The sequence below is a fragment of the Acidovorax sp. ST3 genome, assembly GCF_003231145.1.
Taxonomy (GTDB): Bacteria; Pseudomonadota; Gammaproteobacteria; order Burkholderiales; family Burkholderiaceae_C; genus Acidovorax.
Genome location: NZ_QKVP01000003.1, coordinates 407,786 through 434,547, shown reverse-complemented (window position 1 = coordinate 434,547; position 26,762 = coordinate 407,786). Strand labels below are relative to the sequence as shown.

General features: G+C 65.6%; 30 protein-coding genes. 17 read left to right on the top strand and 13 right to left on the bottom strand.

Annotated elements, in window-relative coordinates:
• Window positions 1–3: 3 nt before the first annotated feature.
• Window positions 4–438: a DUF1841 family protein gene (locus DNK89_RS11260; RefSeq protein ID WP_110960158.1), complete on the bottom strand. Its 435-nt coding sequence runs from the start codon at window positions 436–438 to the stop codon at window positions 4–6.
• A 207-nt stretch (window positions 439–645) separates the two neighbouring features.
• On the opposite strand from DNK89_RS11260, the gene DNK89_RS11255 reads away from it, so the two are divergent.
• Complete coding sequence (locus tag DNK89_RS11255) at window positions 646–867, top strand: hypothetical protein (protein WP_199170782.1); 222 nt, start codon at window positions 646–648, stop codon at window positions 865–867.
• A 139-nt stretch (window positions 868–1,006) separates the two neighbouring features.
• Here DNK89_RS11255 and DNK89_RS11250 read toward each other — a convergent pair whose 3' ends face one another.
• A complete protein-coding gene (locus DNK89_RS11250; protein WP_110960157.1) occupies window positions 1,007–1,807 on the bottom strand; it encodes an IclR family transcriptional regulator C-terminal domain-containing protein in 801 nt (266 codons plus the stop codon).
• A gap of 91 nt (window positions 1,808–1,898) precedes the next feature.
• On the opposite strand from DNK89_RS11250, the gene DNK89_RS11245 reads away from it, so the two are divergent.
• The 5 genes from DNK89_RS11245 (at window position 1,899) to DNK89_RS11225 (ending at window position 6,435) form a co-directional block, all read left to right on the top strand.
• A complete protein-coding gene (locus DNK89_RS11245; RefSeq protein ID WP_060985023.1) occupies window positions 1,899–2,600 on the top strand; it encodes a 3-oxoacid CoA-transferase subunit A in 702 nt (233 codons plus the stop codon).
• 29 nt (window positions 2,601–2,629) lie between these two features.
• The gene (locus DNK89_RS11240) at window positions 2,630–3,280 is read left to right on the top strand and encodes a 3-oxoacid CoA-transferase subunit B (RefSeq protein WP_110960156.1); all 651 of its coding nucleotides are present in this window, start codon (window positions 2,630–2,632) and stop codon (window positions 3,278–3,280) included.
• Window positions 3,281–3,316: 36 nt separating this feature from the next.
• Window positions 3,317–4,528 carry a 3-oxoadipyl-CoA thiolase gene (gene pcaF / locus DNK89_RS11235; RefSeq protein ID WP_110960155.1) on the top strand — a complete coding sequence of 404 codons (1,212 nt, stop codon included), beginning with the start codon at window positions 3,317–3,319 and terminating at the stop codon, window positions 4,526–4,528.
• On the top strand, window positions 4,525–5,268 hold the full coding sequence (locus DNK89_RS11230) for an SDR family NAD(P)-dependent oxidoreductase (protein WP_110960154.1): 744 nt from the start codon (window positions 4,525–4,527) through the stop codon (window positions 5,266–5,268). The genes pcaF and DNK89_RS11230 overlap by 4 nt, the downstream gene beginning before the upstream one ends.
• 162 nt (window positions 5,269–5,430) lie before the next feature.
• Window positions 5,431–6,435 carry a tripartite tricarboxylate transporter substrate binding protein gene (locus DNK89_RS11225; protein WP_110960153.1) on the top strand — a complete coding sequence of 335 codons (1,005 nt, stop codon included), beginning with the start codon at window positions 5,431–5,433 and terminating at the stop codon, window positions 6,433–6,435.
• A 99-nt stretch (window positions 6,436–6,534) separates the two neighbouring features.
• Here the strand turns inward: DNK89_RS11225 and DNK89_RS11220 are convergent, their stop codons facing one another.
• Complete coding sequence (locus DNK89_RS11220) at window positions 6,535–7,137, bottom strand: short chain dehydrogenase (RefSeq protein WP_110960385.1); 603 nt, start codon at window positions 7,135–7,137, stop codon at window positions 6,535–6,537.
• Window positions 7,138–7,269: 132 nt separating this feature from the next.
• Between DNK89_RS11220 and DNK89_RS11215 the strand changes: the two genes are divergently transcribed.
• A complete protein-coding gene (locus DNK89_RS11215) occupies window positions 7,270–8,157 on the top strand; it encodes a LysR family transcriptional regulator (RefSeq protein ID WP_110960152.1) in 888 nt (295 codons plus the stop codon).
• Between the two features lie 75 nt (window positions 8,158–8,232).
• Here the strand turns inward: DNK89_RS11215 and DNK89_RS11210 are convergent, their stop codons facing one another.
• The 7 genes from DNK89_RS11210 to DNK89_RS11180 form a co-directional block, all read right to left on the bottom strand.
• On the bottom strand, window positions 8,233–8,694 hold the full coding sequence (locus DNK89_RS11210; protein WP_110960151.1) for a PaaI family thioesterase: 462 nt from the start codon (window positions 8,692–8,694) through the stop codon (window positions 8,233–8,235).
• Window positions 8,694–9,386 carry a transglutaminase family protein gene (locus DNK89_RS11205; RefSeq protein ID WP_110960150.1) on the bottom strand — a complete coding sequence of 231 codons (693 nt, stop codon included), beginning with the start codon at window positions 9,384–9,386 and terminating at the stop codon, window positions 8,694–8,696. The genes DNK89_RS11210 and DNK89_RS11205 overlap by 1 nt, the downstream gene beginning before the upstream one ends.
• Before the next feature lie 105 nt (window positions 9,387–9,491).
• Window positions 9,492–10,139 (bottom strand): trimeric intracellular cation channel family protein, encoded by a 648-nt coding sequence (locus tag DNK89_RS11200; protein WP_056746822.1) that lies wholly within the window; start codon window positions 10,137–10,139, stop codon window positions 9,492–9,494.
• Window positions 10,140–10,320: 181 nt separating this feature from the next.
• Entirely contained in the window at window positions 10,321–10,689 is a 369-nt protein-coding gene (locus DNK89_RS11195) for a hypothetical protein (RefSeq protein ID WP_110960149.1), read from the bottom strand.
• Window positions 10,686–11,522 (bottom strand): hypothetical protein, encoded by an 837-nt coding sequence (locus tag DNK89_RS11190; RefSeq protein ID WP_110960148.1) that lies wholly within the window; start codon window positions 11,520–11,522, stop codon window positions 10,686–10,688. The genes DNK89_RS11195 and DNK89_RS11190 overlap by 4 nt, the downstream gene beginning before the upstream one ends.
• 39 nt (window positions 11,523–11,561) lie before the next feature.
• The gene (locus DNK89_RS11185; protein WP_110960147.1) at window positions 11,562–12,707 is read right to left on the bottom strand and encodes a PepSY domain-containing protein; all 1,146 of its coding nucleotides are present in this window, start codon (window positions 12,705–12,707) and stop codon (window positions 11,562–11,564) included.
• 31 nt (window positions 12,708–12,738) lie between these two features.
• Window positions 12,739–14,937: a TonB-dependent siderophore receptor gene (locus DNK89_RS11180; protein ID WP_110960146.1), complete on the bottom strand. Its 2,199-nt coding sequence runs from the start codon at window positions 14,935–14,937 to the stop codon at window positions 12,739–12,741.
• Window positions 14,938–15,167: 230 nt separating this feature from the next.
• Here DNK89_RS11180 and DNK89_RS11175 point away from each other — a divergent pair, with 230 nt between their 5' ends.
• Complete coding sequence (locus DNK89_RS11175) at window positions 15,168–15,593, top strand: hypothetical protein (protein ID WP_110960145.1); 426 nt, start codon at window positions 15,168–15,170, stop codon at window positions 15,591–15,593.
• A gap of 129 nt (window positions 15,594–15,722) precedes the next feature.
• Here DNK89_RS11175 and kefC read toward each other — a convergent pair whose 3' ends face one another.
• Window positions 15,723–17,633, bottom strand: coding sequence for a glutathione-regulated potassium-efflux system protein KefC (gene kefC / locus DNK89_RS11170; RefSeq protein ID WP_110960144.1), 1,911 nt, complete (start codon window positions 17,631–17,633; stop codon window positions 15,723–15,725).
• A gap of 260 nt (window positions 17,634–17,893) precedes the next feature.
• On the opposite strand from kefC, the gene DNK89_RS11165 reads away from it, so the two are divergent.
• The 4 genes from DNK89_RS11165 (at window position 17,894) to DNK89_RS11150 (ending at window position 20,814) form a co-directional block, all read left to right on the top strand.
• Window positions 17,894–18,532, top strand: a complete 639-nt coding sequence (locus DNK89_RS11165) for a LysE family translocator (protein WP_110960143.1) — start codon at window positions 17,894–17,896, stop codon at window positions 18,530–18,532.
• A gap of 129 nt (window positions 18,533–18,661) precedes the next feature.
• On the top strand, window positions 18,662–19,279 hold the full coding sequence (locus DNK89_RS11160) for a ParA family protein (protein ID WP_015015513.1): 618 nt from the start codon (window positions 18,662–18,664) through the stop codon (window positions 19,277–19,279).
• A gap of 96 nt (window positions 19,280–19,375) precedes the next feature.
• Entirely contained in the window at window positions 19,376–19,840 is a 465-nt protein-coding gene (locus DNK89_RS11155) for a MaoC family dehydratase (RefSeq protein ID WP_056637130.1), read from the top strand.
• 32 nt (window positions 19,841–19,872) lie between these two features.
• Complete coding sequence (locus DNK89_RS11150; RefSeq protein ID WP_110960142.1) at window positions 19,873–20,814, top strand: LysR family transcriptional regulator; 942 nt, start codon at window positions 19,873–19,875, stop codon at window positions 20,812–20,814.
• Here DNK89_RS11150 and DNK89_RS11145 read toward each other — a convergent pair.
• Window positions 20,807–21,334 carry a tRNA (cytidine(34)-2'-O)-methyltransferase gene (locus DNK89_RS11145; protein WP_015015510.1) on the bottom strand — a complete coding sequence of 176 codons (528 nt, stop codon included), beginning with the start codon at window positions 21,332–21,334 and terminating at the stop codon, window positions 20,807–20,809. The genes DNK89_RS11150 and DNK89_RS11145 overlap by 8 nt on opposite strands.
• Window positions 21,335–21,450: 116 nt before the next feature.
• Window positions 21,451–22,173, bottom strand: coding sequence for a ComF family protein (locus DNK89_RS11140; RefSeq protein ID WP_110960141.1), 723 nt, complete (start codon window positions 22,171–22,173; stop codon window positions 21,451–21,453).
• A 35-nt stretch (window positions 22,174–22,208) separates the two neighbouring features.
• Here DNK89_RS11140 and DNK89_RS11135 point away from each other — a divergent pair, with 35 nt between their 5' ends.
• The 5 genes from DNK89_RS11135 (at window position 22,209) to DNK89_RS24740 (ending at window position 26,753) form a co-directional block, all read left to right on the top strand.
• Window positions 22,209–23,111, top strand: coding sequence for a methyltransferase domain-containing protein (locus tag DNK89_RS11135; RefSeq protein ID WP_110960140.1), 903 nt, complete (start codon window positions 22,209–22,211; stop codon window positions 23,109–23,111).
• 152 nt (window positions 23,112–23,263) lie between these two features.
• On the top strand, window positions 23,264–23,740 hold the full coding sequence (locus tag DNK89_RS11130) for a DUF2244 domain-containing protein (protein ID WP_056066007.1): 477 nt from the start codon (window positions 23,264–23,266) through the stop codon (window positions 23,738–23,740).
• Between the two features lie 59 nt (window positions 23,741–23,799).
• Window positions 23,800–24,969, top strand: coding sequence for a cytochrome c oxidase subunit II (gene coxB, locus DNK89_RS11125; RefSeq protein ID WP_015015506.1), 1,170 nt, complete (start codon window positions 23,800–23,802; stop codon window positions 24,967–24,969).
• A 30-nt stretch (window positions 24,970–24,999) separates the two neighbouring features.
• Window positions 25,000–26,631, top strand: coding sequence for a cytochrome c oxidase subunit I (ctaD, locus tag DNK89_RS11120; RefSeq protein WP_015015505.1), 1,632 nt, complete (start codon window positions 25,000–25,002; stop codon window positions 26,629–26,631).
• A gap of 11 nt (window positions 26,632–26,642) precedes the next feature.
• Window positions 26,643–26,753 (top strand): cytochrome oxidase small assembly protein, encoded by a 111-nt coding sequence (locus DNK89_RS24740; RefSeq protein ID WP_209819187.1) that lies wholly within the window; start codon window positions 26,643–26,645, stop codon window positions 26,751–26,753.
• Window positions 26,754–26,762 lie beyond the last annotated feature (9 nt).

The following is a 26,762-nucleotide window of genomic DNA, read 5'->3' as shown; positions in this document are numbered from 1 at the left end:
GGATCAATCGCGCGTGGCGCGGCGTTGTACGGCGGCGATGTAGGCGTCGCCATCAGGCGGGCGGCCTGCGCGCTGGCTCTCCCATAGCATCTCGCCCAGGCAGTCCATGGCAGCGTGGTGGGCGTCGTGCAGCGAGTCGAGCCGCGCCGTCAGCAGCTCCACCGCCTGGCGTATGCCACGGGGCTGGTCGATGCTGCACTGCTCGCTGATCGACAGGTGCATCGACAGGTGCAGGAAGGGATTGGTCTGCGCCGGCGTTTCGTCGTAGTTGCGTGCCACGGCCGCGTCGGCGTCGGACAGGTCGGCGTGGTACTCGGGGTGCTCGGCGATCCACAGGCTGGCCAGCGTCTCGATGGCTTCCATGGGGGCGCCGCTCTGGGTCTTGGCGTGCACACCACACAGAAAGCGGCGCACATCGGCTTGGGAGGGGCTGAACATGGGGCGTGAGGGTAGCACGCAGGGCAAGGGCCTGGCGTCAGAGGGGAGGCGGGGGAGGTGATGCGGTTTGCGCCCGGCCGCTACATCGCGCCGGGGCGGCGTCCTACGCGGGCTGCGCGCCGGCGCACCTACATTGGGCTGGCGCAAGGGTCGGGAGCCGGGTCCACTTTGCTGCAGTCCTCCAAACCCGGCATCGGGAGAAGTGTCATGAATGCAATGCGAATCGTTGGTGTGCTGTTGTTGGTGGTGGGCCTTGCCGGGTTTCTGACCGGAGGGTTCAGCTTTACCAAGGACACCACCCAGGCCAAGATCGGTCCGTTGGAGTTGACCGTGAAAGAAAAGGAATCCGTGAATATCCCCCAATGGTTGAGCCTGGGCGCGATGGTTCTCGGCGGCGTGGTGCTGGTGCTCGGCTTTCGCAAGAACTGATTTCATCCACCGTGGCGAGTGACGGGTGTTGCGGCTCCGGTTCTCGCCCTATCCACGTAAGACGGTAATCGGAGCTTTAGCACCGGCCGCTCGTTGCGGTGGGTGATCTCTGGTGCCGGTTGCCGACAGCCGTTATCTGTCACCCCCTCGGCGCCCCCATCATGCGTGAGATGGTCCGGGCCGCACTCAGCAGTGCGGGCAGCAGGCTCTCCTGCATCACCGCCGCACTCGTGCGATTGGCCTGACCGCTGATGTTGAGCGCCGCCACCGTCTGCCCCGTGCGGTTGGTCAGCGGCGCAGCAATCGATATCAAACCCTCTTCCAGCTCCTGGTTCACCAGGCACCAGCCCTGCTGCCGCGCCTGGAGGATGTGGGCCAGCAGTGCATCCACATCGGTGGTGGTGTGTTCGGTAAAACGCTGCATGGGGTGGCCTTGCAGCCGGGCCTGCAGTTCGTCGTCCGGCAACCCGGCCAGCAGCATGCGGCCCATGGACGTCCAGCACGCGGGCAGGCGCGAGCCCACGCCCAGCGTGGTGCGCATGATCTTGTGGGTGGGCACGCGCAGCACATAGACGATGTCCAGGCCGTCGAGCACGGCGGCCGATGACGACTCGCGCACCTCTTCCACCAGGTCCTCCATCACCGGCTCGGCTAGGTTCCAGATGGGCAGCGACGAGAGGTAGGCAAACCCCAAATCCAGAATGCGCGGGCTCAGGCGAAACAGCTTGCCGTCCGTCTCCACATAACCCAGCGTCTGCAGCGTGAGCAGGATGCGGCGCGCGCCTGCGCGGGTCAGGCCGGTTTGTGCGGCGACTTCACTCAAAGTTTGCTGCGGTGTGGCCGCGCTGAACGAGCGGATCACCTCCAGCCCGCGCGCGAACGACTGCACATAGCTGTCGCTCGGTTTGGGGTCTTTGGCTTCAGAGGTTTGGGAATTCATACGTATGCCAACTATAATTCTTTAAGCGAACATTTGTTCTACAGGCGAACAAATTTCAAAGAGACAACAGAGAAACCAAGAAAGCGTTGCAATGATCAACAAACTGGCGGACTCGGTGGCCCAGGCCCTTGCGGGGGTAAAGGATGGTGCCACGGTGTTGATAGGTGGGTTCGGCACGGCCGGCATTCCGGGCGAGCTGATCGATGGCCTCATAGCCCAGGGTGCGCGGGACCTCACGGTGGTCAACAACAACGCAGGCAATGCGGACCAGGGCCTGGCCGCGCTGCTCAAGGCCGGGCAGGTGCGCAAGATCATCTGCAGCTTTCCGCGCCAGGTGGACAGCTATGTGTTCGATGACCTGTACCGCAGCGGCAAGCTGGAGCTGGAACTGGTGCCCCAGGGCAATCTGGCCGAGCGCCTGCGTGCTGCGGGCGCGGGCATCGGCGCCTTTTTCTGCCCCACGGCCTATGGGACCGAACTGGCTGCAGGCAAGGAAACGCGCGAGATCAACGGCAAACACTACGTGCTCGAACACCCCATCCACGGCGATGTGGCCCTGGTCAAGGCCGAGAAGGGCGACCGCTGGGGCAACCTCACCTACCGCATGTCGGCGCGCAACTTTGGCCCGGTGATGGCCACGGCTGCCAAGACCACGATTGCCACCGTGCACGAGGTGGTGGAGCTGGGCGCGCTGGACCCGGAAGCCATCGTCACCCCGGGCATTTATGTGACGCATGTGGTGAAGATCGACCGCACGGCCACGCAGGCAGGCGGATTCAAGAAATCCGCCTGATATCGGCCCCAAGCGCAGAAAGAATAAGCATGAACAGCTATCAAAAGCGTAGTAAAGACGAGCTGGCGAAACGCGTGGCGCAAGACATCCACGACGGCGCCTACGTCAACCTGGGCATCGGCCAGCCGACCCTGGTCGCCAACCACATCCCGGCAGGCCGCGAAGTCATCCTGCAAAGCGAAAACGGCATCCTGGGCATGGGCCCTGCGCCCGCTGCGGGGCTGGAGGACTATGACCTGATCAACGCGGGCAAGCAGCCCGTCACGCTGCTGCCCGGCGGCGCGTACTTCCACCACGCCGACAGCTTCGCGATGATGCGCGGCGGACACCTCGACATCTGCGTGCTGGGCGCCTTCCAGGTCAGCGCCACGGGCGACCTGGCCAACTGGAGCACGGGCGAGCCCGGCGCCATCCCCGCCGTGGGCGGCGCCATGGACCTGGCCATCGGCGCCAAGCAGACCTGGGTGATGATGGACCTGCTGACCAAGCAGGGCGCCAGCAAGATCGTGACGCAGTGCACCTACCCGCTCACCGGTGTCGCGTGCGTGAAGCGCATCTACACCGATCTGTGCACACTGGCCTGCACGCCCACCGGGCTGCAGCTTATCGACACCGTGCCCGGCCTGTCGCACGCTGAGCTGGAGCAACTGGTGGGTCTGCCCATCCGCCCCGCCGCCTGAACGAATCCACCCCCCAAGCAACGAGGAGACAAAACCATGAGCACACAACGCCAAGCCTTCATCTGCGACGCCATCCGCACCCCCTTCGGCCGCTACGGCGGCGCGCTCTCCAGCGTGCGCACCGACGACCTGGGCGCCATCCCCATCAAGGCGCTGATGGAGCGCAACCCCGGCGTGGACTGGGCGGCCGTGACCGACGTGCTCTACGGCTGCGCCAACCAGGCCGGTGAAGACAACCGCAACGTGGCCCACATGAGCAGCCTGCTGGCGGGCCTGCCCATCGACGTGGCCGGCGCCACCATCAACCGCCTGTGCGGTTCGGGGCTCGATGCCGTGGGCACCGCAGCGCGCGCCATCAAAGCGGGCGAGGCAGGTCTGATGATCGCGGGCGGTGTGGAGAGCATGAGCCGCGCCCCCTTCGTTATGCCCAAGGCAGAGTCGGCCTTCAGCCGTAACAACGCGGTGTACGACACGACCATCGGCTGGCGCTTTGTCAACAAGCTGATGAAGGAAAAGTACGGTGTGGACTCCATGCCCGAAACCGCCGAGAACGTGGCGACGGACTTCAAGATTGAGCGCGAAGCCCAGGACCAGATGGCCCTGCGCAGCCAGCTCAACGCCGTGGCGGCGATCAAGGCCGGCCACCTGGCGCGCGAGATCGTGCCCGTGCACATCCCGCAGAAGAAGGGCGACGCCATCATCGTCAGCCAGGACGAACACCCGCGTGAGACCAGCATCGAAGCGCTGGCCAAGCTCAAGGGCGTGGTGCGGCCCGATGGCACGGTCACGGCGGGCAATGCCTCGGGCGTGAACGACGGCGCCTGCGCGCTGCTGCTGGCCGATGAAGCCAACGCTGCCAAATATGGCCTCAAGCCCCGCGCCCGCGTGGTGGGCATGGCCGTGGCCGGTGTGGCGCCACGCATCATGGGCTTTGGCCCCACGCCTGCCACGCTGAAGGTGCTGGCGCAGACGGGCCTGACCATCGACCACGTGGACGTGATCGAACTGAACGAAGCCTTTGCCGCGCAAGGCCTGGCCGTGCTGCGCGCGCTGGGCCTCAAGGACGACGATGCCCGCGTGAACGCCTGGGGCGGCGCCATCGCGCTGGGCCACCCGCTGGGCGCCAGCGGCGCGCGCTTGGTCACCACTGCCGTCAACCGCCTGCACGAACACGCCGGGAAGTACGCGCTGTGCACCATGTGCATAGGCGTGGGCCAGGGCATTGCCGTGATCCTGGAGCGCGTGTGACCGTGATTGAGCGCAACCCGACACCGGTCACTGTCATCACGGGTGCCAGCAACGGCATCGGCCGCGCGATTGCCGAAGCCGTTCTGTCCCAGGGCCACGCCGTGGTCAACCTGGACTACGTGCTGCCCACCTGGAGCCACCCGCAACTCACCTCGTACCAGGGCGACCTGACCGACGAAGCCTCGACCCGCGAACGCGCGGCCGAGATTGCGGCCAAGCACAACGTCACCGCACTGGTGAACAACGCGGGCGCCACGCGCCCTGGCACCATCGACACGGCGACCACAGCCCAACTGGATGACGTGGTAGGGCTGCACCTGCGTGCACCCATGCTGCTGGTGCAAGCCTTTCTGCCCACGCTGCGCGGCAGCGGGCAGGGCCGCATCGTCAACATGTCGTCGCGCGCCGCACTGGGCAAGGGCGAGCGCATCGTCTACTCCGCCACCAAGGCTGGAATGATCGGCATGACACGCACGCTGGCCATGGAGCTGGGGCGTGACGGCATCACCGTCAACGCCATCGGCCCGGGGCCCATCGCCACCGAACTCTTCCGCCAGAGCAACCCCGACGGTGCGCCGCAAACGCAGCGCATCCTGAACAGCATTGCCGTGGGCCGCATGGGCACGCCCGATGACGTGGCGCGCGCAGCGCTGTTTTTCCTCTCGCCCGACAACGGTTTCGTGACCGGGCAGGTGTTGTACGTGTGCGGAGGCACCACGCTGGGAGTGGCGCCTGTCTAGCAACCTGAACTGATCTTCCTTGCCGCCCCGCAAGGGGCACCCCCCGTTCTCGTCCGGAGGCCTCGGCGCCCGGTTGAGGCCACGGCGCGGCCAGACGCGGGCCCACGCGGCGCTGGTGGCACCGACCCATTCATTCATCCACCTTCTTGAAGGAGACAAACCATGACCCGTTCCATCCACGCCACCCGCCGCTTCGTGCTGTCGGCCGCTGCAGTCACCGCCCTCGCTGGTATCGGCCTGCTGGGCAGCAGTGCTGCGCTCGCCCAGGCTTATCCCACCAAGCCCGTCACCATCGTCGTGCCCTTTGCAGCAGGTGGCACCACCGACATCCTGGCCCGCATCATTGGCCAGGCGCTGACCACGGAGCTGGGCCAGTCGGTCATCGTGGACAACCGCGCGGGCGCGGGCGGCAACATCGGCGGGGCCATGGCGGCCAAGGCCCCGGCAGATGGCTACACACTCTTCATGGGCACCGTGGGCACCCACGCCATCAACGCCAGCCTGTACAAGAAGATGCCGTTCGACCCCATCAAGGACTTTGCACCGCTGACCCGCGTGGCCAACGTGCCGAACCTGCTGGTGGCCAACCCGGCACAGCCCTACAAGACGGTGAAGGAGCTGATCGCCTACGCGAAGGCCAACCCCGGCAAGGTCAACTTTGGCTCCTCGGGCAACGGCAGCTCCATCCACCTGTCGGGCGAGCTGTTCAAGAGCCTGGCCAAGGTGGACATGGTGCATGTGCCCTACAAGGGCAGCGCACCCGCTGTGACCGACCTGCTGGGCAACCAGATCGGCATCATGTTCGACAACATGCCCTCGGCCATCCAGCATGTGCGCAGTGGCAAGCTGGTGCCCATTGCCGTGACCACGGCCAAGCGCTCGCCGGAGCTGCCCAATGTGCCGACCATCGCCGAAGCCGGCGTGCCCGGCTATGAAGCCACCTCGTGGTTTGGCATGTTTGCGCCAGCCGGCACGCCTGCGCCGGTGCTGGCCAAGCTCAACACCGCGCTGGTCAAGGTGCTGAACCAGGCTGAGGTCAAGAAGAAGATCAACGAGCAGGGCGCCGAGACGTACAGCGAAACGCCCGAACAGTTTGCTGCCTTCATCCAGGCCGAGTCCGTCAAGTGGGGCAAGGTCGTGAAGGAGTCTGGGGCGAGCCTGGACTAAGCGCTACCAAGATTTTTTGTAGCTACCAGATTGATAGCTGCTACCGCTCATGCATCGGGCGGTAGCAGCTATTTTTGTTTCACATTCGGGTCGGCAGGATCACTGCACCCGGTACACACGCCCCGTCTGCGCGCCTTCCACGCTGCGCTGGTAGGCCAGCGCCACGCGTGCGGCAGACACCGGCTCGAACCCCGGGAAGAACGGCCCGTAGCTGCCCATCGACTCGGTCAGCACTGTGGGGCTGATGGCGTTGATGCGCAGGCCGCGCGGCAGCTCGATGGCGGCGGCAGCCACGAAACCTTCGATGGCCGCGTTCACGGCCGTGGCGCTGGCGCCGTTGCGGATGGGCTCAATCGACAGGATGCCCGCTGTCAGCGTGATGGAGCCGCCGTCGTTCAGATACTTCTGGCCGACCAGCGCCAGTTGCACCTGCCCCAGCAATTTGTCCTGCAGGCCCAGGTTGAACTGCTCGGCCGTCATTTCCGCCAGCGGGCCAAAGTGCAGGTTGCCTGCGGTGCTCACGATGGCATCGACTTTGCCCACCGCCTCGAACAGTTGGGCAACCGCGCCTGGCTGCGAGAAGTCCGCACGGTGCGTGCCGCTGCTGCGGCCCACGGTGATCACGTCGTGGCGTGCGCCCAGGTTGGCCAGCACGGCCTGGCCGATGGTGCCGCTGGCGCCGATGAGAAGAATCTTGGACATGGTGTTTTCCTTGGGTGTCAAAAAGGGTTGATGAGGAACTGACAGCCCGATTCTTTTGCTAATCAATCGGAACATAAAGTACCTGCAAGTTATGCTTGTGCTAACCTTTGATTAGGAATTGAGGGAATTGCCGTGGACAAGCTGCGCAATATGGAAGTCATGGTGGCCGTGGTGGAGGCCGGCAGCTTTGCCGCTGCCGCGCGCCAGCTGCAGATCTCCGCCGTGATGGTGGGCAAGCACATCCAGCAGCTGGAGACCCACCTGGGCGCGCGCCTGTTCCAGCGCAGCACTCGCCAGAACAGCCTGACCGAGGTGGGCGCCGCGTTCTACGACGACAGCAAACGTGTGCTGGAGCAGGTGCGCTGGGCCGAGTCCGCCGTGGAGCGCAGCCGCGCCGTGCCGCAGGGTCTGCTGCGGGTGAGCGCGCCCTTCACGCTGGGCAACCACGTGATCGCGCCGCTGGTGGCCGACTTTCTGCAGCGCCACGACCAAGTGCGTGTGGACCTGCAGCTCACCGACAGCGTGGTGGACCTGGCAGGCGAGGGCTTTGACGTGGCCGTGCGCATTGGCCAGGTGGTGAACGAGGGCCTGGTGGCGCGCCCGCTGCGCCCCTACCGCATGGTGATTGCCGCAGCACCCGCGTACCTGCAGCGCCACGGCACGCCCCAACGCGCGGCCGACCTGGCGCGCCACCAGTGCCTCAGCCACTCGGTGTGGCAGCGCCGGGTGGAATGGACCTTGCGCGACGGCAACGAGGATTTCTTCTGGCCCGAGAACGCGCGCTTTGTGTGCAACCAGGGCGATGGCCTGCGCCAGGCGGCGTTGCGCGGCCTGGGCCTGATCATGCAACCCGAGGTGCTACTGGCTGACGACCTGGCCAGTGGCGCGCTGGTGCCGGTGATGCAGCACTGCCTGCCCGTGCCGCGCCCGATGCACCTGGTGTATGCGCCCGACCGGCGGCAACTGCCCAAGCTGGCGCGGTTTGTGGAGCATGTGGTGGGCGCGCTGGGCGCAGCCTGAGCGGTGCGGGTCAGGCTTGTGCGCCGGGGCGTGGAGCTGGAGACCTGGGGCCTTGGGCGTGATGCCCAGGGTCGCTCACTCCACGGCGTCGCGGGGCGCCACGGGCCCGATCTTGAACACCCCGCTCACCCGCGCGCAGGGCACGCCATCAGCTGTGACCAGCCCTTGCGCAAACACCAGCGAGCGTGTGATGCGCAGCGGCTCGGCCTCGCCCTCCACCCAGGCGCCCAGCGGGGCGGGGGCCAGGTAGTCGATCTGCAGGCTGATGGTGGGCAAGAAGCGGTCCGACACCTGGTCGCTTTTGCGGTGCACCGACAGCGGCACCAGCATGTCGCAGAACGTGGCCATCATGCCGCCGTGCAGGTTGCCCATGGGGTTGGTGTGGCGCGGCTCCACGCGAAAGCCGAACTTCACCACGTTGCCCTGGTGCAGCACATACAGCGGGCCGTTGTGCTGGATGTAAGGGCCCCCGGCCACCAGCGGCGCAAAACCTGCGGGGATGGGGGCGGTGGTGGCATTCTCGGGGGCGTGCGTCATCAGCGGGCTTCCTTTTCATTTTCAATGTCGTTGGCAAAACTGGCGTCCTGCAGGCTGCTGCGGGTGGCGTCACCGTGCAGCCAGCCGCCGTACACAGTGCGAAAGTCGGCCACGATCTGCGCGAGCGGCATGTCGTCAAACGCGCCGCGCTGGTGCACGTATTCCATATGGCGTGCACCCGACTGGTCGAACGGGTGGTAGATGGAATCGTTCTCGCCGTCGAACTCCAGCGGCAGCAGGCCAAAGCGCTCGCACAGCTCGATGTTGAAGGCGGGCGTGGCCTTGCGCCAGGCGCCGTCCAGCCAGATGTCGGTGTAGCCATGCCAGATGAAGAGGTCGGTCTTCATGGTCTCGCGCATGCGCTCGGTGCTCAGGTGGTTGCGCACATCGGCAAACCCCATGCGCGCCGGGATGCCCGCCGCACGGCACACGGCCGTCAGCAGCGCGGCCTTGGGCACGCACCAGCCGTAGCCGTTGGCCAGCACGGTGCTGGCCGTCATGCCCTGGGGCGACAGGTCGATGCGGTAGGGGTCGTAGCGGAAACCATCGCGCACGGCCAGGTACAGGGCCACCGCGCGTTCGCGGTCGGTAGCGCCACGCGCGTGTTCGGCGGCAAAGGCCTGGATCGAAGGTGCGTCGCTGTCGATAAGGGTCGTGGCACGCAGGTGGGTGGGCGTGGGTGCGGTGGTCATTGTTGTGTGTCTCCTGCAGTCGGACGGAGGCCAGTGTGCGGGCCTCGGGCACCCGATGCTGTCACAGGTGCGCCAGCCTTGCTGCGCCAGGGCTGGATGCCTTGGTCACACCCGCCATGCGGGCAGCTCCCAGTTGCGCCACACCGCCAGCCCGCGCAGCCCGGCGGTGAGCAGCACGCAGACCACCAGCGGCGCCCAGTCGGGAGCCTGCATCTGGCGCAGGGCCACGTCGGCCCAGCCGCCCGCAAACGCGCACAGCGCATAGGGCCGGTGGTCGCTGAAGGCCTGGGGCACCTCGTTGCACAGCACGTCGCGCAGCACACCGCCAAACACGCCGGTGGTCACGCCCATCATCACGCTGATGATGGGTGGCATGCCAATGGCGGTGGCAATGTCCACGCCCACGGCGGCGAAGAGGCCCAGGCCGATGGCGTCGGGCAGCAGCATGGCGCGTTCGGTGGGCTCAAAGTGCCGCTGGCGCATGAACAGCATGGCGCCAATGCACAGCGCCAGAATGCCCCACACAAACTCGGTGTGGCGAATCCAGAAAAAGGGCCGCTGGTCCAGCAGCAAATCGCGCAGCGTGCCCCCGCCAAACGCGGCCACGAAGGCCACCACACACACGCCCACGGCATCCAGTCGCTTGCGCGCGGCGGCCATCACGCCCGACAGCGCGAAAGCCACGGTGGCGGCCACTTCCAGCACAAAGCGCAGGGTGTGCACCCAGGGGGCGTTGATGATCAGCGAATCCATGGCGACGATTGTGCCGTGGCCGCTGGCGATTCCATGGGAGGTTGATCGCTATCTATTTGATAGCTAATGAGGCATGAATCAGTAGCGCTTGAGCGAATTTTGAGCAAAAAATATGCAGATGGGCGTTGTGTATGCCCGGTGGGCCCCGTCAGGTCCCGGTGCAGCACTCGCCTGCGTCCACTCAGCGCAGCAGGCCCTCGCCCAATGCGCAGGCCACCAGCGCCAGCACACATCCGCCCAGGCCCAGCCACCCCAACCGCAGTGCCCAGCGCTGGCTGGGCTGGGGCCACAGGTTCATGGCCAGCACCAGCAACCAGCCCAGCACCATCCATGCGGCCAGCACCAGGGCCACACCGGCGACCCAGCCAGCAGCCAGGCTGGCGGTGGTGGTCTGCAACAGCAGGGTGCCCAGCGCCAACGCCTTGGCGCGCCATCGCGCCGCCCCCGTGGGTGTGTCATCGCCCCACGCACGGGTGGGCACTGTGCGGGCCCAGCAGGCCAGTGCCACCAGCGAGGCCAAGGCGGCGGCAATGCCCAGCAGTTCGTTCATGCGGTCTCCGAGGGCTGTGGGTGGCGCGGGGTGTGACGGGTGCGGCTGCGATGGCCCAGGCCCCGGGCCCCCAGCCGGTGGTGCAGTGGCCGCACGCTGCTGCAGGCTGCTGCCGTGCACAGCATGGCGGCCACCCAGCCTTGCTGCAGCCCGGCCTTGGCTGCCAGGCCGGCACAGGCCAGCCCTGCCAGCAGCCACAGCAGGGCGCTGGTGCGGGGCGCCCAGGTGCGCACCGTGGCCGCAGGCAACCCGACAAAAAAGGACAGCAGCAGGCCCAGCATGCCGGCCGATCGAGCGGGCTCAACCGCCACGATGTGCGCCAGACGGAATGACTCCACCGCCAGCGCCGCGCAAAGCCAGAAGGGCAGGTGCGCCAGCGGTGCCAATGGCCAGGGGCGGCCCGTGTGGGACACCACATGCCGTGGTGCCGCCGGGATGATCGCAATGGACGGGCGACTCCCCCGGCGCCGATGAGCCTGCTGCACCCGCTGCGGGCCCATGAACGCAGCCACGCCCGCGCATACCAGACCCGTGGCCACAAGGCCCAGGGCCATGGCAGGTGCCCGGGCGCTACCGAGTGCCAGGCCGGTGAGCGCCGCCACGGCCAACAGTGCCCCGGTGCTGCCCAGCGCCACCCGCCACAGCGCCAGCGTGCGCAGCGCCCACGCGGCCAGGGTCGACATCAGCAGCCACACGGCAATGAGCACCCACACCGTCCACACGGGCCGCTGCGCCAGCGGGGCCAAGCCCGCAGGTCCCCACAGGTGTACGAACACCGCCACGAGGAGCGCGGCGGGCACGGTGGCATGCAGGGCCAGAAAGAAACGTTGCATGGTGGGTGGGTGTGGTGTGGAAGGGGGGGCTGGTGCCCGTCAGCCCGCCGCGATGGCGTTGCCTGCGGACGCCGGATGTGCCGCGTCGGCCTCGCGCCTGCGCTGCTGGCGCGCATCCAGCCAGATCAGCGTGCCCGAGATCGACAAAAACGCCGGGGTCATGCCCAGAAAAAAATACAGCCACTTGAGCGTCAGCCCGCCAAAGTCGCCAAAGTGCAGCGGCTCCATCAGGCTGTTGACCAGCGACCAGAAGCCCGCCGTGCGTGGGTCGTGCACCTTCTTGGGAACGCCCGTGACGGCATGGATGTCCACCCGCGCGGTGCTGGCCAGGTGGCCGCTCAGGTTGCCGGTGAAACCCGCCTCGGCGGTGCTTGTGCCCCAGCGGCGCAGCGACACATAGCGCGCCTCCAGCCCCGGCACGGCCTGCTGTGCGGTGGCATACATCGCATCCAGCGACTGCATGGGCGCAGGCTCGCTGCCCTCGGCCTTGCGCACGGGCTGAGAGGGCGCCATTGCGGCAGGGGTGGTGATGAACTTGTAGCCCTGCTCGAACAGCGGCGCCAGGCCCATCCACGCACCGGTGGTGGCGATCAGGATGTGAAAGCCCAGCCCCCAGATGCCAGCGGACTTGTGCAGGTCCGACATCACCACGCGAAAGCTGCGGCCCCAGCGCTGGGTGAACAGCTCGGCCAGGATCTTGCGGTGGATGACGATGCCGGTGGCAATCAGCACCAGCATGGCTGCGCCGAGGAACCCCACGATCCAGCGCGGCCCGAAGAACAAAAACACATGCAGCATGCGCAGGTACTGGCCGAGCTGGCTGTCCACCGGGCCCACCACCGTGCCGGTGTCGGAGCGCAAGGCCACCTTGGTGCGGGTGTTGGCAGGCGCGCCGCGCTCGCGCACGAACGCGAAGTAGCTGGGGTTGACGGCATCGGGCAGCGCAATGGTTTCCACCGTCGCGCCCGGGTAGCGGGTCTGCAGCTGCGTGAGCACCGCGTCGAGCGAGGCCGGTTTTTCAGAGCGTGGCAGCTTGGCCAGTGAAGGGCTGGCCCAGAGGTCGATCTCGTTCTTGAACACCACCACCGCGCCCGAGAAACACACGATGAACAGCAGCAGCCCCGTGACGATGCCGGCCCAGGAGTGCAAGGTGAAGAGGCGGTTGAGTGTGCGCTGGCTGGTCATGGCGTGTGGGCGGCAGGGTGGGGGCGCTGCGTCAGAAGAAGTACGTCACACCCAGGCTGAAGCTGCGGGGCAATGCGGGCGAGACCACGTTGGCGTTGATCGCGCCGTCGTAGTACGCCTTGTTGAACACGTTCTTCACGCCCGCCGTCACGCGGTAGCTCTCGCCCATGTAGCTGACGGACGCATCGGCCACAAAGTACGACGGCAGCGTGAAGGGGTACGAGCCGATCTGCTCGCTCACATAGCGTCCGCCCAGGCCCAGCGTCACCCGCTGGTACTGCGGCAGTTTGTAGGTGGCCCAGGCCGTGAGCGTGTGGCGCGGCGTGAGGTTGAGCGGCAGGCCCACAATCGCCGCGTTGTTATCGCGCGTGACCTTGCTTTGTGTGTAGGTGTAGGCGCTGGTGATCTTCCAGCCGTTCTTCAGGTCGGCGCCCAGCTCCAGCTCCAGCCCGCGCGCGCGCTGCTCGCCGGTCTGCACGCTGAAGCCCGTGTTCACCGGGTCGGCGGTGGTCACGTTCTGGCGCACCAGGTCGAACACGGCGAGCGCGCCGGTGATCTGGCCGCCGGGGGCCTCGTACTTCACGCCCGCCTCCCACTGCTTGCCGGTTTCGGGTACGAAGTTCGATCCACCAAACGTCAGGCCCGATTGGGGCAGGAAGGACTCGCCATAGCTGCCATACGCGGCCCAGCCCGGCTTGAACTCGTACACCAGGCCGGCCGACAACGTGGTGGCGTTGTCCTTCTGGCGCGTCTGCGTGTTGGCCACGCGGTTGTTGGTGTCGTTGGTGGACCAATCGCGGCGCAGGCCTACCAGGGCCGTCCAGCCCTGGCCAAACTTGATCTGGTCCTGCGCATACAGGCCCGCCACGGTGAGCTTGGAAGGCGCATCGCTGGTCAGCGCCTCGGGGCAGGTGGCCTGCATGCCGTACACGGGCGCAAACAAGTCCAGCGCGCCGATGCGGCAGGTGCGGCTGGCCAGCAGGCTGGTGCCGCTGCGCACATCCAGGCCCGTCACCAGCTGGTGCTTTACGCCCAGCGCCTCGAAACGTGACAGCAGCGAGGTGTCGGTGGCCAGCAGGTCGTAGTCCATGTACTGGCGCGAGGCCTGGCGGTTCTGCAGCCGCTGGTTGGCCTGCAATGCCTGGTTGGAGACGAAGTTGCCCGTGCCCTTCTCGGTCTCGTAGCGCACGTTCTGGCGGAAGGTTATGGCCTCCGACATCTTGTGCTCCAGCGTGTAGCCCACGGTTTTGCTCTCTACGTCATACCCACCAAAACTTGGGTCTCCCGTGAATATCGTGACGGGCAGCGTGCCGTTGCGGTTGGGCAGCAGCGTGCCGTAGGGCGTGATGCCCTGCTGGCGCATCCACTGGCTTTGGCTGTAGGTGGCAAACAGCACCAGATCGGTCTGCGGGCCCAGGTCGATGGAGAGCGACGGCGCAAACCACCGGTCCTTGCGGTAGACGAACTGCGTGGGGTCGTCGGCGTTGGACACCTGCGCATTGATGCGAAGCGCCGTCTTGCCGGATTCGGACAGCGGCCGGTTGATGTCGGCCTGCAGCGTGCGCTGGCCAAAGCTGCCCATTTCCGCGCCCACTTCGTTGATCGCCTCCTTCTTGGGCCGTTTGCTCACCGCATTGACGATGCCGCCCGGCTGCACCTGCCCGTAGAGCACCGAGGCCGAGCCCTTGAGCACCTCGAAGCGCTCGTAGCCATAAGGCTGCAGCTTGGCCCACATGCCCGGGCTTTGCACCAGGCCATCGACCAGGATGGACTCGGTGGAGCGAAAGCCACGGATATTCAGATCGTCAAACCCGCGGCGCCCAAAGTTGACAGGGCTGACCCCCGCCACGGTCTGCAGCGCTTGCTGCACATTGGTGATCTGCCGCGATTCCATCTGCTCGCGCGTGACCACGCTGACGGACTGCGGAGTTTCGAGCCGCCGCATGGGCGCCTTGCTGGCGGTTTGGGCCTCCACGGGTGCAAAGCCCATGTCTTTTTCGGTGCTGGCGTTGATGCGGACTTCTTGGAGCTGGGGCGCGGTGGCGCTGTGGGCAGAGGCCGCGGCCTCTGCTGCCGGTGCGTCAGCCTGCTGGGCCATTGCGGCCTGGGCCAGGCAGAGGGCAAGGGGTGTCAGGGCGAACAGACGGGCTTGGCAGACCGAAGGAATGGCATGCGCCAAAGTGCGGGCAGCGCTGGACGCCAGGGCTGCGCGAGAGGGCTGGAAAGGCATGGGTGTCCCGTTGGAGAGTGGGCAAAACGCGGAGTGCACTGGCTCGCGTGATGTCCCGGGACGCTGGCTGGCTGAAGGTGATGGATTTTAATGCGAATGATTATCTTTTGCGACAATGGTACTGCATTCCTTTGCTCCGGCTTTGGTCGCGTGCGACCGGCCGCCAGCCTTTCTTGGGGATGGCGAATTGGGGCAAACTCCCGGGCTGCTGATCGTTGAGAGGACGTCTGGTGAGACGCTTTGCTGCAGTCCTGGGACTGACCCTTATCCTGGGCCCCTTGCTGTGGGTCACGGCCATGATGCTGTTCCACGACGGCCCTCCACCTGCGTGCAACTTCTACACCGTTCCCGTGACCTTCACCTCCGTGGTGCCCCGGCAGCACCCCCGAGGAGGCAACCGGGTGGGCGTACCAGACGTGCAGTTTTCGTATGTCTTGGAAGGACGGCGGCACACGAGCACGAAGCTCTTTTGTGAATCGCCTGCCAACGCGTCCTACGAGCATGGCCGCATGCGCGAGTTTGTGAAGCAAGCGCCGGGCAGCTCCGACATCGTTGCCTGGGTGCCGAGCGGTGATGCCGGGGCGGGCTGTATTTCATTGAGCCCTGTGTTCGGATACAGCCGGGTCCATGAGGCCGCCCCCCTGTGCCGGCGGTAGCGGGCTGCGTTGAGGGCAAGCACTGAGGCCACAAGGGGCTGCAGCCCTGCGTCGATAGCGTTGGCTACTTTCCTGGGGTGCTGTTGGATGCTATTGAATGAATAGCAATGTGGGCAATAAAGATAAGCGCTAAGGTTTGTTTTTGTCAGAGGTACTGGTGTTCAAGGGGGCGTCCCCGCCAGGGCCATCCTCCGTTGCGCCGTAGCCCGGGTATGCACCAGCGGCCGCGCCCAGCGCCGCACTCTCCTGCCGCTCCCGCGCCATCTGCTCCGCAAACTGGTTGCGGCCTTCTCGCGCCACGGCGATGAACTTGGCGCGGTCCTTGTGGTGCGGGTACATGCGGTCGGCCAGGGCGATGTTGTGGGTGCGAAAACGCTGGGTGATGGCGGTGGCTTGCGTGGGTGGCAGGCCCATCAGCTCCAGCACGGTGTGGGCGCTTTGCAGGCTGGACTCGAACAGCTCGCGCTGCACCAGCGTCACGCCCAGGTCGCGCAGCTTGTTCCAGTGCGTCACATCGCGCGCGCGGGCCACGACCTGCAGGTGCGGGAAGTGTTCGCGCGCCAGCTTGGCGATCTGCAGGGACTGCTCGGCATCGTCCACGGCCACCACCAGGATGCGCGCGTGTTCTGCCCCGGCGATACGCAGCAGGTCGAGCCGCGTGGCGTCGCCATAGAACACGCGGTAGCCGAAGGTGCGCGCCACTTCCAGCATGTCCACGCTGTGGTCCAGCACGGTGGTGGGGATGCCTTGGGCCAGCAGCACGCGCGAGACGATCTGCCCATAGCGGCCGAAGCCCGCGATGATGATGGGCGCCTCTTGGGGCTCGGAGATTTCCTCGGCCTGGGGCGTGGCGGTCTTGAGCTGGGCATAGCGGCGCAGCAGCACCCGGTCCAGCAGCACCAGCAGCAGCGGGCTGATCAGCATCGATAGCGCCACGGCGCCAATCAGCAGCGAGGCAATCTCGGCCGGGAACACGTTGGCGCCGGCGGCGGCCTGGAACACCACAAACGCAAACTCGCCACCCTGGGCCAGCAGCAGGGTGAAGACAGGGCGCTCCTGGTAGGGAATCTCAACCACCTTGGCCAGGGCATAGATGACCACGGCCTTGGCCGCCAGAAAGCCGACCAGGATGGCGGCCATGAGCCCGGGCGAGCGCAGGATCACGCCGAAGTCGATGCTCATGCCCACGGCGATGAAGAACAGCCCGAGCAACAGGCCCTTGAAGGGCTCGATGTCGGCCTCCAGCTCGCGGCGGTATTCGCTGTCGGCCAGCAGCACGCCGGCGAGGAAGGCGCCCAGCGCCATCGACAGGCCCACCAGCACCATCAGGTACGCAATGCCCACGACCAGCAGCAGCGCGGCGGCGGTGAAGATCTCGGGGGTGTTGCTCTTGGCGATCCAGCGCAGCACGGGGCGCAGCAGCAGGCGCCCGCCGAGGATGATGGCGGCGATCACGCCGACGATCTTCAGCACTTCCAGCACCATCTCGCCCGGGGTGTGGCCTGCGCCTTCACCGGCGGCCGCGCCCAGTACGGGCAGCAGGGCCAGGATGGGGATGGCCGCCACGTCCTGGAACAGCAGGATGGAGAAGCCGGCCTGGCCGCTTTGTGTGCGCATCAGGTTGCGCTCGGCCAGCGATTGCAGCGCAATGGCGGTGGACGACAGCGCCAGGCCCAGCGCGCCCACCAGACTCACGCGCCAGGGCAGGCCGGCCAGCGCACCCAGCGCGAACAGCACCGCCGCGCAACCCAGCACCTGGGCGGTGCCGGTGCCAAAAATGGGGCGGCGCAGCGCCCACAGGCGGCTGGGTTGTAGCTCCAGCCCAACCAGGAACAGCATGAGCACCACGCCAAACTCGGCAAAGTGCAGGATGTCCTGCACGTTGCTCACCAGCCCCAGGCCCCAGGGCCCGATGGCGATGCCCGCTGCCAGGTAGCCAATGATGGCGCCGAGGCCCAGCGCCTTGGCAATGGGCACGGCCAGCACAGCGGCGGTGAGGTATAGGAAACCGTAGGTGAGCCAGGTGGGGGCGTGTTCCATGGGGCAGAGTGCGCTGGAGGTCGTCGTGGGGAGGCAAGGCAGAACACCGCGCGCCGACGAGCGGGGCGGGTGTGCCAGATTCTGGCACCGCCGCAAGGCGTCGGGGCGGTTGCCGTGGTTTGGATCTGTGGCGCTATTTATTTGATAGCTATTCGGGCATGATTATCCAGCGCCTGCGCCTGTTTTTATGCAGATCATGGTGCCGTGGGGCCTGCGTTGCTAAGATGCGGGCCCTTCTTCGCACACAGGCACGGTGACCCATGGATTTGCAGACTTGGCTGGCTTTTTTTGCGGCGTCTTGCCTGATTGCGGTGTCGCCGGGCTCCGGGGCCGTGTTGTCGATGAGCCATGGTCTGTCGTTCGGCGTGCGCAAGACGGGCGCCACCATCCTGGGCCTGCAGCTGGGGCTGCTGCTGATTTTGCTGATCGCCGGGGCGGGCGTGGGCTCGCTGCTGCTGGCGTCCGAGGTGGCGTTCAGCATCGTCAAGGTGCTGGGCGCGTGTTACCTGATCTATGTGGGCTTCTGCCAGTGGCGTGCCGGCGAAAAATCGCCGGTGCAAGGGGATGAGACCGAGTCGGCGGGCACTTGGCAAAAGCGCTGCCTCACCGGCTTTCTGACCAACGCCACCAACCCCAAGGGCATCATCTTCATGGTGGCCGTGCTGCCCCAGTTCATGACCGACACGCGTCCGCTGTGGACGCAGCTGCTGGTGATGGCCGCCACCACCGTGACGGTGGACGTGGTGGTCATGCACGGCTACGCTGCGGGGGCCAGTGCCCTGCGCCGTCTGATGCGCAGTGCGCGGGCCGTGCGGGCGCAGAACCGCGTGTTCGGCGGTTTGCTGATGGCGGTGGGGGCGGGGCTGTTCTTCGTCAAGCGCGGCGGTCAGCACGCCTGAGGCGGCTGCGGCACCGCTGGGGTGTCAGAGGGTGCTTCTGATTTGATAGCTGCTAGCGTATATAGATATTGCGCTTGAGGCTGATTTGGCTTGTATTTTCATGGACCTGCAGATTCCAAGGAGCTTGTCATGCCAGTAGTTGTTGTCGCCAACCCGAAGGGCGGCGTGGGCAAGTCCACGCTGTCCACCAACATCGCGGGCTACTTTGCCAGCCAGGGGCATCCCGTGATCCTGGGCGACACCGACCGGCAGCAGTCCGCCCGGCTGTGGCTGGGCCTGCGCCCGCCCGCTGCGCGCCCCATCGGCAGCTGGGACACCAGCTCGGATGTCATCAGCCGCCCGCCCAAGGGCACGACGCACGCGGTGCTGGACACGCCCGCCGGCCTGCACGGCTGGCGCCTGAACGACGTGCTCAAGCTGGCCGACAAGGTCATCGTGCCGCTGCAGCCCAGCGTGTTCGACATCTTTGCCACGCGGGCCTTTCTGGACCAGCTGGCCGAGCACCGCCACGCCGCCGGGGTGCCCGTGGGCATCGTCGGCATGCGGGTGGATGCGCGCACCAAGGCGGCCGAGCAGCTGCATCACTTTGTGGACAGCCTGGGGTTCCCAGTGCTGGGCTATCTGCGCGACACGCAAAACTACATCCACCTGGCAGCGCACGGCCTCACGCTGTTTGACGTGGCCCCCGGCCGCGTGGCGCGCGACCTGGAGCAGTGGCAAGGGATCTGCACGTGGCTCAATTCTTGAAGGACAGCGTGAAGCACGACGTACATCCATCCCCCCGGGAAAACACCTGTCACCCGGCAGACAAGGCGCGCCAGAGCGCAGGGCTACATTGCAACGATGAAAATCTTCCGCTCTTATTCCGAAGTCAGCGCCTGCGTGGGTCAGGAGGTCGCTGTGACCGACTGGATCACCATCACGCAGGAACAGGTGAACCTGTTCGCCCAGGCCACGGGCGACCACCAGTGGATCCACGTGGACCCCGAGCGTGCCAAGGCCGGGCCATTTGGCGCGCCCATTGCGCACGGGTTTCTCACGCTGTCGCTGATTCCCAAGTTCTTCGAAGTGGGCCTCACGATCGAGGGGGCACGCATGGGCGTGAACTACGGGTTGAACAAGGTGCGCTTCACGGCGCCGGTGCCGGTGGGCAGCCGCTTGCGCGCGCGCCTCACGCTGCAGGCTGCCGAGCCCGTGGCGCCCGATGGCATGCAGATGACCTGGCTGGTGACCGTGGAGCGCGAGGGCAGCGACAAGCCGGTGTGCGTGGCCGAGTCGCTGGCGCGCAACTTCGGCGCCCCGGCCTGAGCCGGGCCGCCATCGGGCAGGAGGTCTGAACCATGGACCGCCTGCAAGCCATGAAAATCTTCGAACGCGTGGTGGAAGAGGGCGGCTTTGCCGCCGCCGCCCGCGCCATGGACATGTCGCCCCCCGTGGTCACCCGCATGGTGGCCGAGCTGGAGCAGCACCTGGGCACACGCCTGCTGCAGCGCACTACCCGCAAGCTGGCGCTGACCGACGCGGGCGAGTCGTACCTGCAGCGGGTGCGCGCCATCCTGCATGAGATCGATGATGCCGAGGCCGCTGCCGCTGCCAGCACGCGCGATCTGCGCGGCACCATCCGCATCGTGGCGGCGCCGGTGCTGGCCACCAACTTTTTGGCCCCCATGGTGGCGGTGTGGCATGCCTACTATCCCAAGCTCATGCTCGACATCAGCATGGACGCCTATGCCTCCAGCCGTGTGGATGAGTTCGACGTGACCATCATGGTGGCGGGCGAGGACTTTGACGCCAACATCGTCGCGCGTCCTTTGGTGCAGGGTGAGGCGATTGTGGTGGCGTCCCCCGATTACCTGGAGCGCCGGGGCATTCCGCGTGAGCCGCAAGACCTGATTCACCACGACTACCTGCGCGACTCGAGCGCGCCCGTGCGCCTGCAGTCAGGGCCTGGCCGCAAGCTGCGCCTGCAGTCGCTGCGGGCGGACGTGCCGGACGAAGAGGTGGACGCACCGGCGGTGCTGCAGTCCGTCAGTACCGAGCTGCTGATGCGCGCCGCTGTGGATGGGGCGGGTGTGGCTGTTACGTCGCGCCTGCTGGCCGAGGAGCACTTGGCCCGCGGCGAGCTGGTGCACATCTTGCCGGGCTGGATCTTTTCGCGTTACACGGTCTATGCGGCGCTGCCGTCGGGCCGCATGCTGCCCGCGCGCACGCGGGTGTTTCTGGACTTCCTGACCGAACACGTGCCCCGCGCCATGGCGGAAAAGTCCGGCCAGCTCAGTTGAGTTGCGCGAAGCCGCTGATGATCGTGCCCTCGGGCTCGACCATCACCTGCCCGTCAGGCATGGCAAAGCTGTTCTGCCGCCAGGCCTCGAACACGGTGACCGCCACGGCGTTGGACAAATTGAGGCTGCGCTGACCGGGCACCATGGGCAGGCGCAGGCGCTGCGCTGGCGGGAAGCTTTCGCGCAACTCGGGGGGCAGCCCCCGCGTTTCCGCGCCAAACACCAGCCAGTCGCCGGGCAGAAAGCAGGTGGAGTGGACGGGTTGCGAGCCGTGGGTGGTCATCGCAAACATCCGGGTCGGGTCCGGCTGGGTGTCCCGCAGAAAGGCCGTCCAGCCTGCATGGACCTGCACGCTGGCGTATTCGTGGTAATCCAGCCCTGCCCGACGCATCTGGCGGTCTTCCATCGAAAACCCCAGGGGCTCTATCAGGTGCAGCGAGCACCCGGTGTTGGCCGCCAGGCGAATCACGTTGCCGGTGTTGGGCGGAATCTCGGGTTCGACGAGGACGATATGGAACATGACCGCCATTGTCATCGTTGGACCTGTGAGTTGAGCAACCGCTCGTAATCAAAAGTATCCCTTTAGTACCTGTTCGGTGTCTGTTCGGTGCTGGTTCGGTGCCTGTCTGGCGCTTTTCAGTCCAGCCCCGTGCGCGCCAGCACCGCAGCCGTGACGTGCGCGACGCCAGCCTCGCGCAGTGCCAAGGTGGCCGCATGCAGGGTGGCGCCCGTGGTCATCACGTCATCGATCAGTACCACCCGCTGGCCACGCAGGCTGGCTGCGCGGGCGGGTTCCACGGCGAAGGCGCCGCACAGATTGCGCAGCCGCTGCGCCCGGGGCAGGCCGCTTTGGGCCTCGGTAGCATGCAGGCGCAGTAGCGTATGGCAGTCCGCCTTGGTGCCAGCCAGTTGCCTTGCCAGAAGGGCCGATTGGTTGAAGCCCCGCTCGCGCAGGCGCTCGGTGGACAGGGGGACTGCCAGTACCCGGTCGGCCGCGTCCAGTGCTGGCTCCATCCAGGGCGTGCTGCGCATCAGGGTGGCCAAAGCCCGAGCCCATCCCGGATCGCCCCTGAATTTGAACTGCGCCAGAGCGTCGGCCCAGGGGTACGCGTAGTCCACGGCGGCAATGCAGGCGTCGAAGCTGGGCGGGTTCTGCAGGCAGGCGCCGCACACGGCAACCCCTGCGGGCACCCGCAGCGCGCAGCGCTGGCAACGCGTGGCAGGCTGGGCAAACCGCATCACACACGCATTGCAGACCCGCTGCGACGGCCAGGAGTGGCACACGGCGCACTGGCTAGGCACTTTGTCCACCCAGGCGTGGAGGCGGCGTGAAATCCCTGGTAAACCCAAAAAGAGCATGAATCAATATACTCGCGCGTCCTTCTGCCCCGCCCATGTCCTCCGAGCGCCCCCCCACCATTGATCCTGTTGCCGCAGCCCGCTGGCATGGTGCGGCCCCGGCCGCGTCCCCCTGGCTGCACGAAGAGGTGGCGCGCCGCATGGAGGACCGGTTGCAGTGGATTCGCCAGTCGCCCGCCTCCTGGTGCCATTGGGACCCAGTGCGTGGGGGCCTGCAGGCGCATGCCTTGGTGAGTGCTCGCTACTCGCAGGCGCGTTGCCAAGTGTACGAGACCAGCGCGCATTGCGAACCTGTGGCAAGGCAGGCATTGGCCAAGCCCTGGTGGAACCCCGCCCGCTGGGGTGCCGGGGCCTTCCAAATGGGGCCGCCGGCCGATGCCAGCGTGCAGATGTTGTGGTCCAACATGGCGCTGCACATGGCGGCCGACCCGCAAGACCTGATCGGCCGCTGGCACCGCGCCCTGGCGGTGGATGGCTATCTGATGTTCTCGTGTCTCGGACCGGACACCCTCCGTGAGCTGCACGGCGTGTACGCCGCCATGGGGTGGCCGCCTGCGGGCCATGCCTTCACCGACATGCACGACTGGGGAGACATGCTGGTGCACGCCGGTTTTGCAGAGCCGGTGATGGATATGGAACGCATCACGCTTACCTTTGCCACGCCCGAGCGGCTGGTTCAAGAGCTGCGCGAGCTGGGTGCGAATTTGCATCCTGATCGCTTTCCCTCATTGCGCGGACGGCGCTGGCGCGACAAGCTCTACCAAGTGCTGTCCGAGCGTCTGGCCGATCCGGGCCAGAAAGGTCAGTTGGCACTGACTTTTGAAATCATCTATGGCCATGCCTTCAAGCCTGCACCCCGGGTGCGCGTCAGTTCCAGCAGTGCGGTGTCGCTGCAGGACATGCGCGCCATGTTGCGCAAGGGCGGCACTGAGAACTAACCTGTAACGGCGTGTCAATGACTTGGAACAAGGCACGCTACAATTCTTGGTTATTGAGATTTCGGGCATCTTCCCGCGCAATTTGGCAGGCTGTGCCTGTTGTGCCCAAGGCGCAACGTGTGCTGCAGCCGGCAGTCTTGTGAGCACTCACGGTGACGGGCTTGGTTTTTCGTTTTGCCACGGTGTCGGGTCAGCGCATTGACTGGCGTCTGGTTCGCAATTGTTCGGTCACGCCGACGCAATTGGGCTGGATGTATCTGTCGCTGTGTGTGGTGTCCCTGGGGATCGCGACATTCTTCTGGATGCTCGGCGCCCACCTGGTGATGCCCTTCGCCTGGCTCGAAATCGTGGCAGTAGGGATTGCATTCGCCATGTACGGTCGCCATGCGGCGGATGGCGAGAGGATTTCATTGCAGGGCTCACGCCTTGTGGTGGAGCTGGAGACAGCAGGCAGGCTGGAGCGCGCGGAGTTTGACCGGAGCCGGGTTCGCGTAGAGCCCAAGACGGGAGACCATTCGCTGATCACGCTGTCTGCACAGGGCCGTTCGGTGGAGGTGGGGCGCTATGTGCGCCCAGAGCTCCGGCCGGCCTTGGCATCGGAGATCCGCATGGCCTTGCGCGCTGCCTGACCCCACGCAGGCGCGCGAAAGGGATTGGTTAAATTGAGGCTTAGAAGTAAGTGAGAACTATGAAGAGCATTTCCAACAAGCTGGCTTCTCTGCTGCTGATTGCCGGTGCATGGGTGGGCTCCGCAGCCCATGCCGTTCAGGACCTGCCTGGCGGCCCTGCAGTCAACCAGCTGAACCTGGCGCCGCCCGTCACCAAGATTGCAGAAGAGCAGCATTTTCTGCACTGGATGATGCTGATCATCTGCACGGTGATCTTTGTTGCAGTGTTCTCCGTGATGTTCTACTCGATCTGGAAGCACCGCCGCTCCAAGGGCGCGAAGGCTGCCAACTTCCACGAGTCGGTGACGGTTGAAGTGGTGTGGACCATTGTTCCGTTCATCATCGTGATCCTCATGGCCTTGCCCGCCACCAAGGTGCTGGTCGCCCAGAAGGACACCACCAACGCCGACCTCACGATCAAGACCACGGGTTACCAGTGGAAGTGGGGCTATGACTACATCACCGGCGAAGGCGAAGGCCTCGCCTTCATCTCCACACTGGACAGCAGCCACCGTGTGATGTCTGACAGCGGCAATGTCAAGGACGCCCCCGCCAACTACCTGCTCAAGGTGGACAACCCCATGGTGGTGCCGGTCAACAAGAAGATCCGCATCATCACCACGGCCAACGACGTGATCCACGCCTTCATGGTGCCTGCCTTCGGCATCAAGCAGGACGCGATCCCTGGCTTTGTGCGTGACACCTGGTTCCGCGCCGAGAAGATCGGCGACTACTACGGGCAGTGCGCAGAACTGTGCGGCAAGGAACACGCCTACATGCCCATCCACGTGAAGGTGGTGTCCGCCGAGGACTACACCGCCTGGGTGGCCGAACAGAAGAAGAAGGCCGCAGCCAAGCTGGACGACCCCACGAAGGTGTGGGCCCTGGACGACATCCTCAAGCGCGGCGAGAAGGTGTATGCGGCCAATTGCGCTGCCTGCCACCAGGCCAACGGCAAGGGCGCCGGCCCCATCAAGCCACTCGACGGCGCTGCCGTGGTGCTGGATGCCGACCATGCCAAGCAGATCCAGGTCTTGCTCAAGGGCCAGAACAATGGCGCCATGCCTGCATGGGCGCAGCTGAGCGACACCGACATCGCCGCCGTGGTCACCTACACCAAGAACAACTGGTCCAACAAGACCGGCCAGCTGGTGCAGCCTGCTGAAGTTCTGGCCCTGCGTGGCAAGTAATCATCGCCCCATCGTATTGAGGAATTCACCATGAGCGCAGTACTCGACAACCACGGGCACGCTGGCGACCACGCACACGACGGCCACGACCACCATGGCCCCACCGGCTGGCGCCGCTGGGTGTTCGCCACCAACCACAAAGACATCGGTACGCTGTACCTGCTGTTCTCGTTCACCATGCTGATGGTCGGCGGCATCCTGGCGCTGCTGATCCGCGCCGAGCTGTTCCAGCCCGGCCTGCAACTGGTGAACCCGGAGCTGTTCAACCAGCTCACCACCATGCACGGCCTGATCATGGTGTTCGGCGCGATCATGCCGGCCTTCGTGGGCTTTGCGAACTGGATGATTCCGCTGCAGATCGGCGCCTCCGACATGGCCTTCGCGCGTATGAACAACTTCAGCTTCTGGCTGATGATTCCTGCCGCACTGATGCTGGTCAGCTCGTTCTTCATGCCCGGCGGCGCTCCCGCTGCCGGCTGGACGCTGTACGCACCGCTGACGCTGCAAATGGGTCCTTCCATGGATGCCGGCATCTTCGCGATGCACATCCTGGGTGCCTCGTCCATCATGGGCTCGATCAACATCATCGTGACCATCCTGAACATGCGCGCCCCTGGCATGACGCTGATGAAGATGCCCATGTTCGCCTGGACCTGGCTCATCACCGCCTATCTGCTGATTGCCGTGATGCCTGTGCTGGCCGGCGCGATCACCATGACGCTGACGGACCGTCACTTCGGCACCAGCTTCTTTAACCCCGCCGGTGGCGGTGACCCGGTGATGTACCAGCACATCTTCTGGTTCTTTGGTCACCCCGAGGTGTACATCATGATCTTGCCGGCCTTCGGCATCATCAGCCAGATCGTGCCCGCATTCAGCCGCAAGAAGCTGTTCGGCTATGCCTCCATGGTGTACGCCACCTCGTCCATCGCCATCCTGTCGTTCATTGTGTGGGCCCACCACATGTTCACGACCGGCATGCCTGTGACTGGCCAGCTGTTCTTCATGTACGCCACGATGCTGATCTCCGTGCCCACGGCCGTGAAGATCTTCAACTGGATCGCCACCATGTGGCGCGGTTCGATGACGTTTGAAACCCCCATGCTGTTTGCCGTGGGCTTCATCTTCGTGTTCACCATGGGTGGTTTCACCGGCCTGATCCTGGCCATGGCCCCCATCGACATCCAGCTGCAAGACACCTATTACGTGGTGGCCCACTTCCACTACGTGCTGGTGGCCGGTTCACTGTTCTCCATGTTTGCTGGTGTGTACTACTGGCTGCCCAAGTGGACCGGCGTGATGTATTCCGAAACCCGTGGCCAGATCCACTTCTGGGGCTCGCTGATCACGTTCAACATCACCTTCTTCCCGATGCACTTCCTGGGTCTGGCTGGCATGCCCCGTCGTTATGCCGACTACCCCATGCAGTTCGCTGACTTCAACGCGATTGCCTCGGTGGGCGCGTTTGGCTTCGGTCTGATGCAGGTGTATTTCTTCCTGGCCGTGGTGTTGCCAGCCATGCGTGGCAACGGCGCCAAGGCCCCTGCCAAGCCATGGGACGGTGCCGAGGGTCTGGAGTGGGAAGTTCCTTCCCCCGCGCCTTTCCACACGTTTGAGAATCCTCCCAAGCTGGACGCCACTGCAACCCGCGTGATTGGCTGAACACCATGTCCATGACCCCCGAGCAAAAGAAGAACAACCTGCGGCTGGCGCTGATCCTGGCGTCGGTGGCGGCGGTGTTCTTTGTCGGGTTCATGGTCAAGGTGGTGTTGCTGTCCCGCTGAGCCTCCGGC

Coding starts and splice junctions, on each gene's coding strand:
- DNK89_RS11165 (WP_110960143.1), top strand. CDS start 17,894: ATGGATTTGCAGACTTGGCTGGCTTTTTTTGCGGCGTCTTGCCTGATT.
- DNK89_RS11200 (WP_056746822.1), bottom strand. CDS start 10,139: ATGGATTCGCTGATCATCAACGCCCCCTGGGTGCACACCCTGCGCTTT.
- DNK89_RS11205 (WP_110960150.1), bottom strand. CDS start 9,386: ATGACCACCGCACCCACGCCCACCCACCTGCGTGCCACGACCCTTATC.
- DNK89_RS11195 (WP_110960149.1), bottom strand. CDS start 10,689: ATGAACGAACTGCTGGGCATTGCCGCCGCCTTGGCCTCGCTGGTGGCA.
- DNK89_RS11190 (WP_110960148.1), bottom strand. CDS start 11,522: ATGCAACGTTTCTTTCTGGCCCTGCATGCCACCGTGCCCGCCGCGCTC.
- DNK89_RS11180 (WP_110960146.1), bottom strand. CDS start 14,937: ATGCCTTTCCAGCCCTCTCGCGCAGCCCTGGCGTCCAGCGCTGCCCGC.
- DNK89_RS11225 (WP_110960153.1), top strand. CDS start 5,431: ATGACCCGTTCCATCCACGCCACCCGCCGCTTCGTGCTGTCGGCCGCT.
- DNK89_RS11135 (WP_110960140.1), top strand. CDS start 22,209: ATGTCCTCCGAGCGCCCCCCCACCATTGATCCTGTTGCCGCAGCCCGC.
- DNK89_RS11245 (WP_060985023.1), top strand. CDS start 1,899: ATGATCAACAAACTGGCGGACTCGGTGGCCCAGGCCCTTGCGGGGGTA.
- kefC (WP_110960144.1), bottom strand. CDS start 17,633: ATGGAACACGCCCCCACCTGGCTCACCTACGGTTTCCTATACCTCACC.
- DNK89_RS11140 (WP_110960141.1), bottom strand. CDS start 22,173: ATGCTCTTTTTGGGTTTACCAGGGATTTCACGCCGCCTCCACGCCTGG.
- DNK89_RS11220 (WP_110960385.1), bottom strand. CDS start 7,137: ATGTCCAAGATTCTTCTCATCGGCGCCAGCGGCACCATCGGCCAGGCC.
- DNK89_RS11240 (WP_110960156.1), top strand. CDS start 2,630: ATGAACAGCTATCAAAAGCGTAGTAAAGACGAGCTGGCGAAACGCGTG.
- DNK89_RS11150 (WP_110960142.1), top strand. CDS start 19,873: ATGGACCGCCTGCAAGCCATGAAAATCTTCGAACGCGTGGTGGAAGAG.
- DNK89_RS11185 (WP_110960147.1), bottom strand. CDS start 12,707: ATGACCAGCCAGCGCACACTCAACCGCCTCTTCACCTTGCACTCCTGG.
- DNK89_RS11155 (WP_056637130.1), top strand. CDS start 19,376: ATGAAAATCTTCCGCTCTTATTCCGAAGTCAGCGCCTGCGTGGGTCAG.
- ctaD (WP_015015505.1), top strand. CDS start 25,000: ATGAGCGCAGTACTCGACAACCACGGGCACGCTGGCGACCACGCACAC.
- DNK89_RS11210 (WP_110960151.1), bottom strand. CDS start 8,694: ATGACGCACGCCCCCGAGAATGCCACCACCGCCCCCATCCCCGCAGGT.
- DNK89_RS11250 (WP_110960157.1), bottom strand. CDS start 1,807: ATGAATTCCCAAACCTCTGAAGCCAAAGACCCCAAACCGAGCGACAGC.
- pcaF (WP_110960155.1), top strand. CDS start 3,317: ATGAGCACACAACGCCAAGCCTTCATCTGCGACGCCATCCGCACCCCC.
- DNK89_RS11260 (WP_110960158.1), bottom strand. CDS start 438: ATGTTCAGCCCCTCCCAAGCCGATGTGCGCCGCTTTCTGTGTGGTGTG.
- DNK89_RS11145 (WP_015015510.1), bottom strand. CDS start 21,334: ATGTTCCATATCGTCCTCGTCGAACCCGAGATTCCGCCCAACACCGGC.
- coxB (WP_015015506.1), top strand. CDS start 23,800: ATGAAGAGCATTTCCAACAAGCTGGCTTCTCTGCTGCTGATTGCCGGT.
- DNK89_RS11160 (WP_015015513.1), top strand. CDS start 18,662: ATGCCAGTAGTTGTTGTCGCCAACCCGAAGGGCGGCGTGGGCAAGTCC.
- DNK89_RS11255 (WP_199170782.1), top strand. CDS start 646: ATGAATGCAATGCGAATCGTTGGTGTGCTGTTGTTGGTGGTGGGCCTT.
- DNK89_RS24740 (WP_209819187.1), top strand. CDS start 26,643: ATGACCCCCGAGCAAAAGAAGAACAACCTGCGGCTGGCGCTGATCCTG.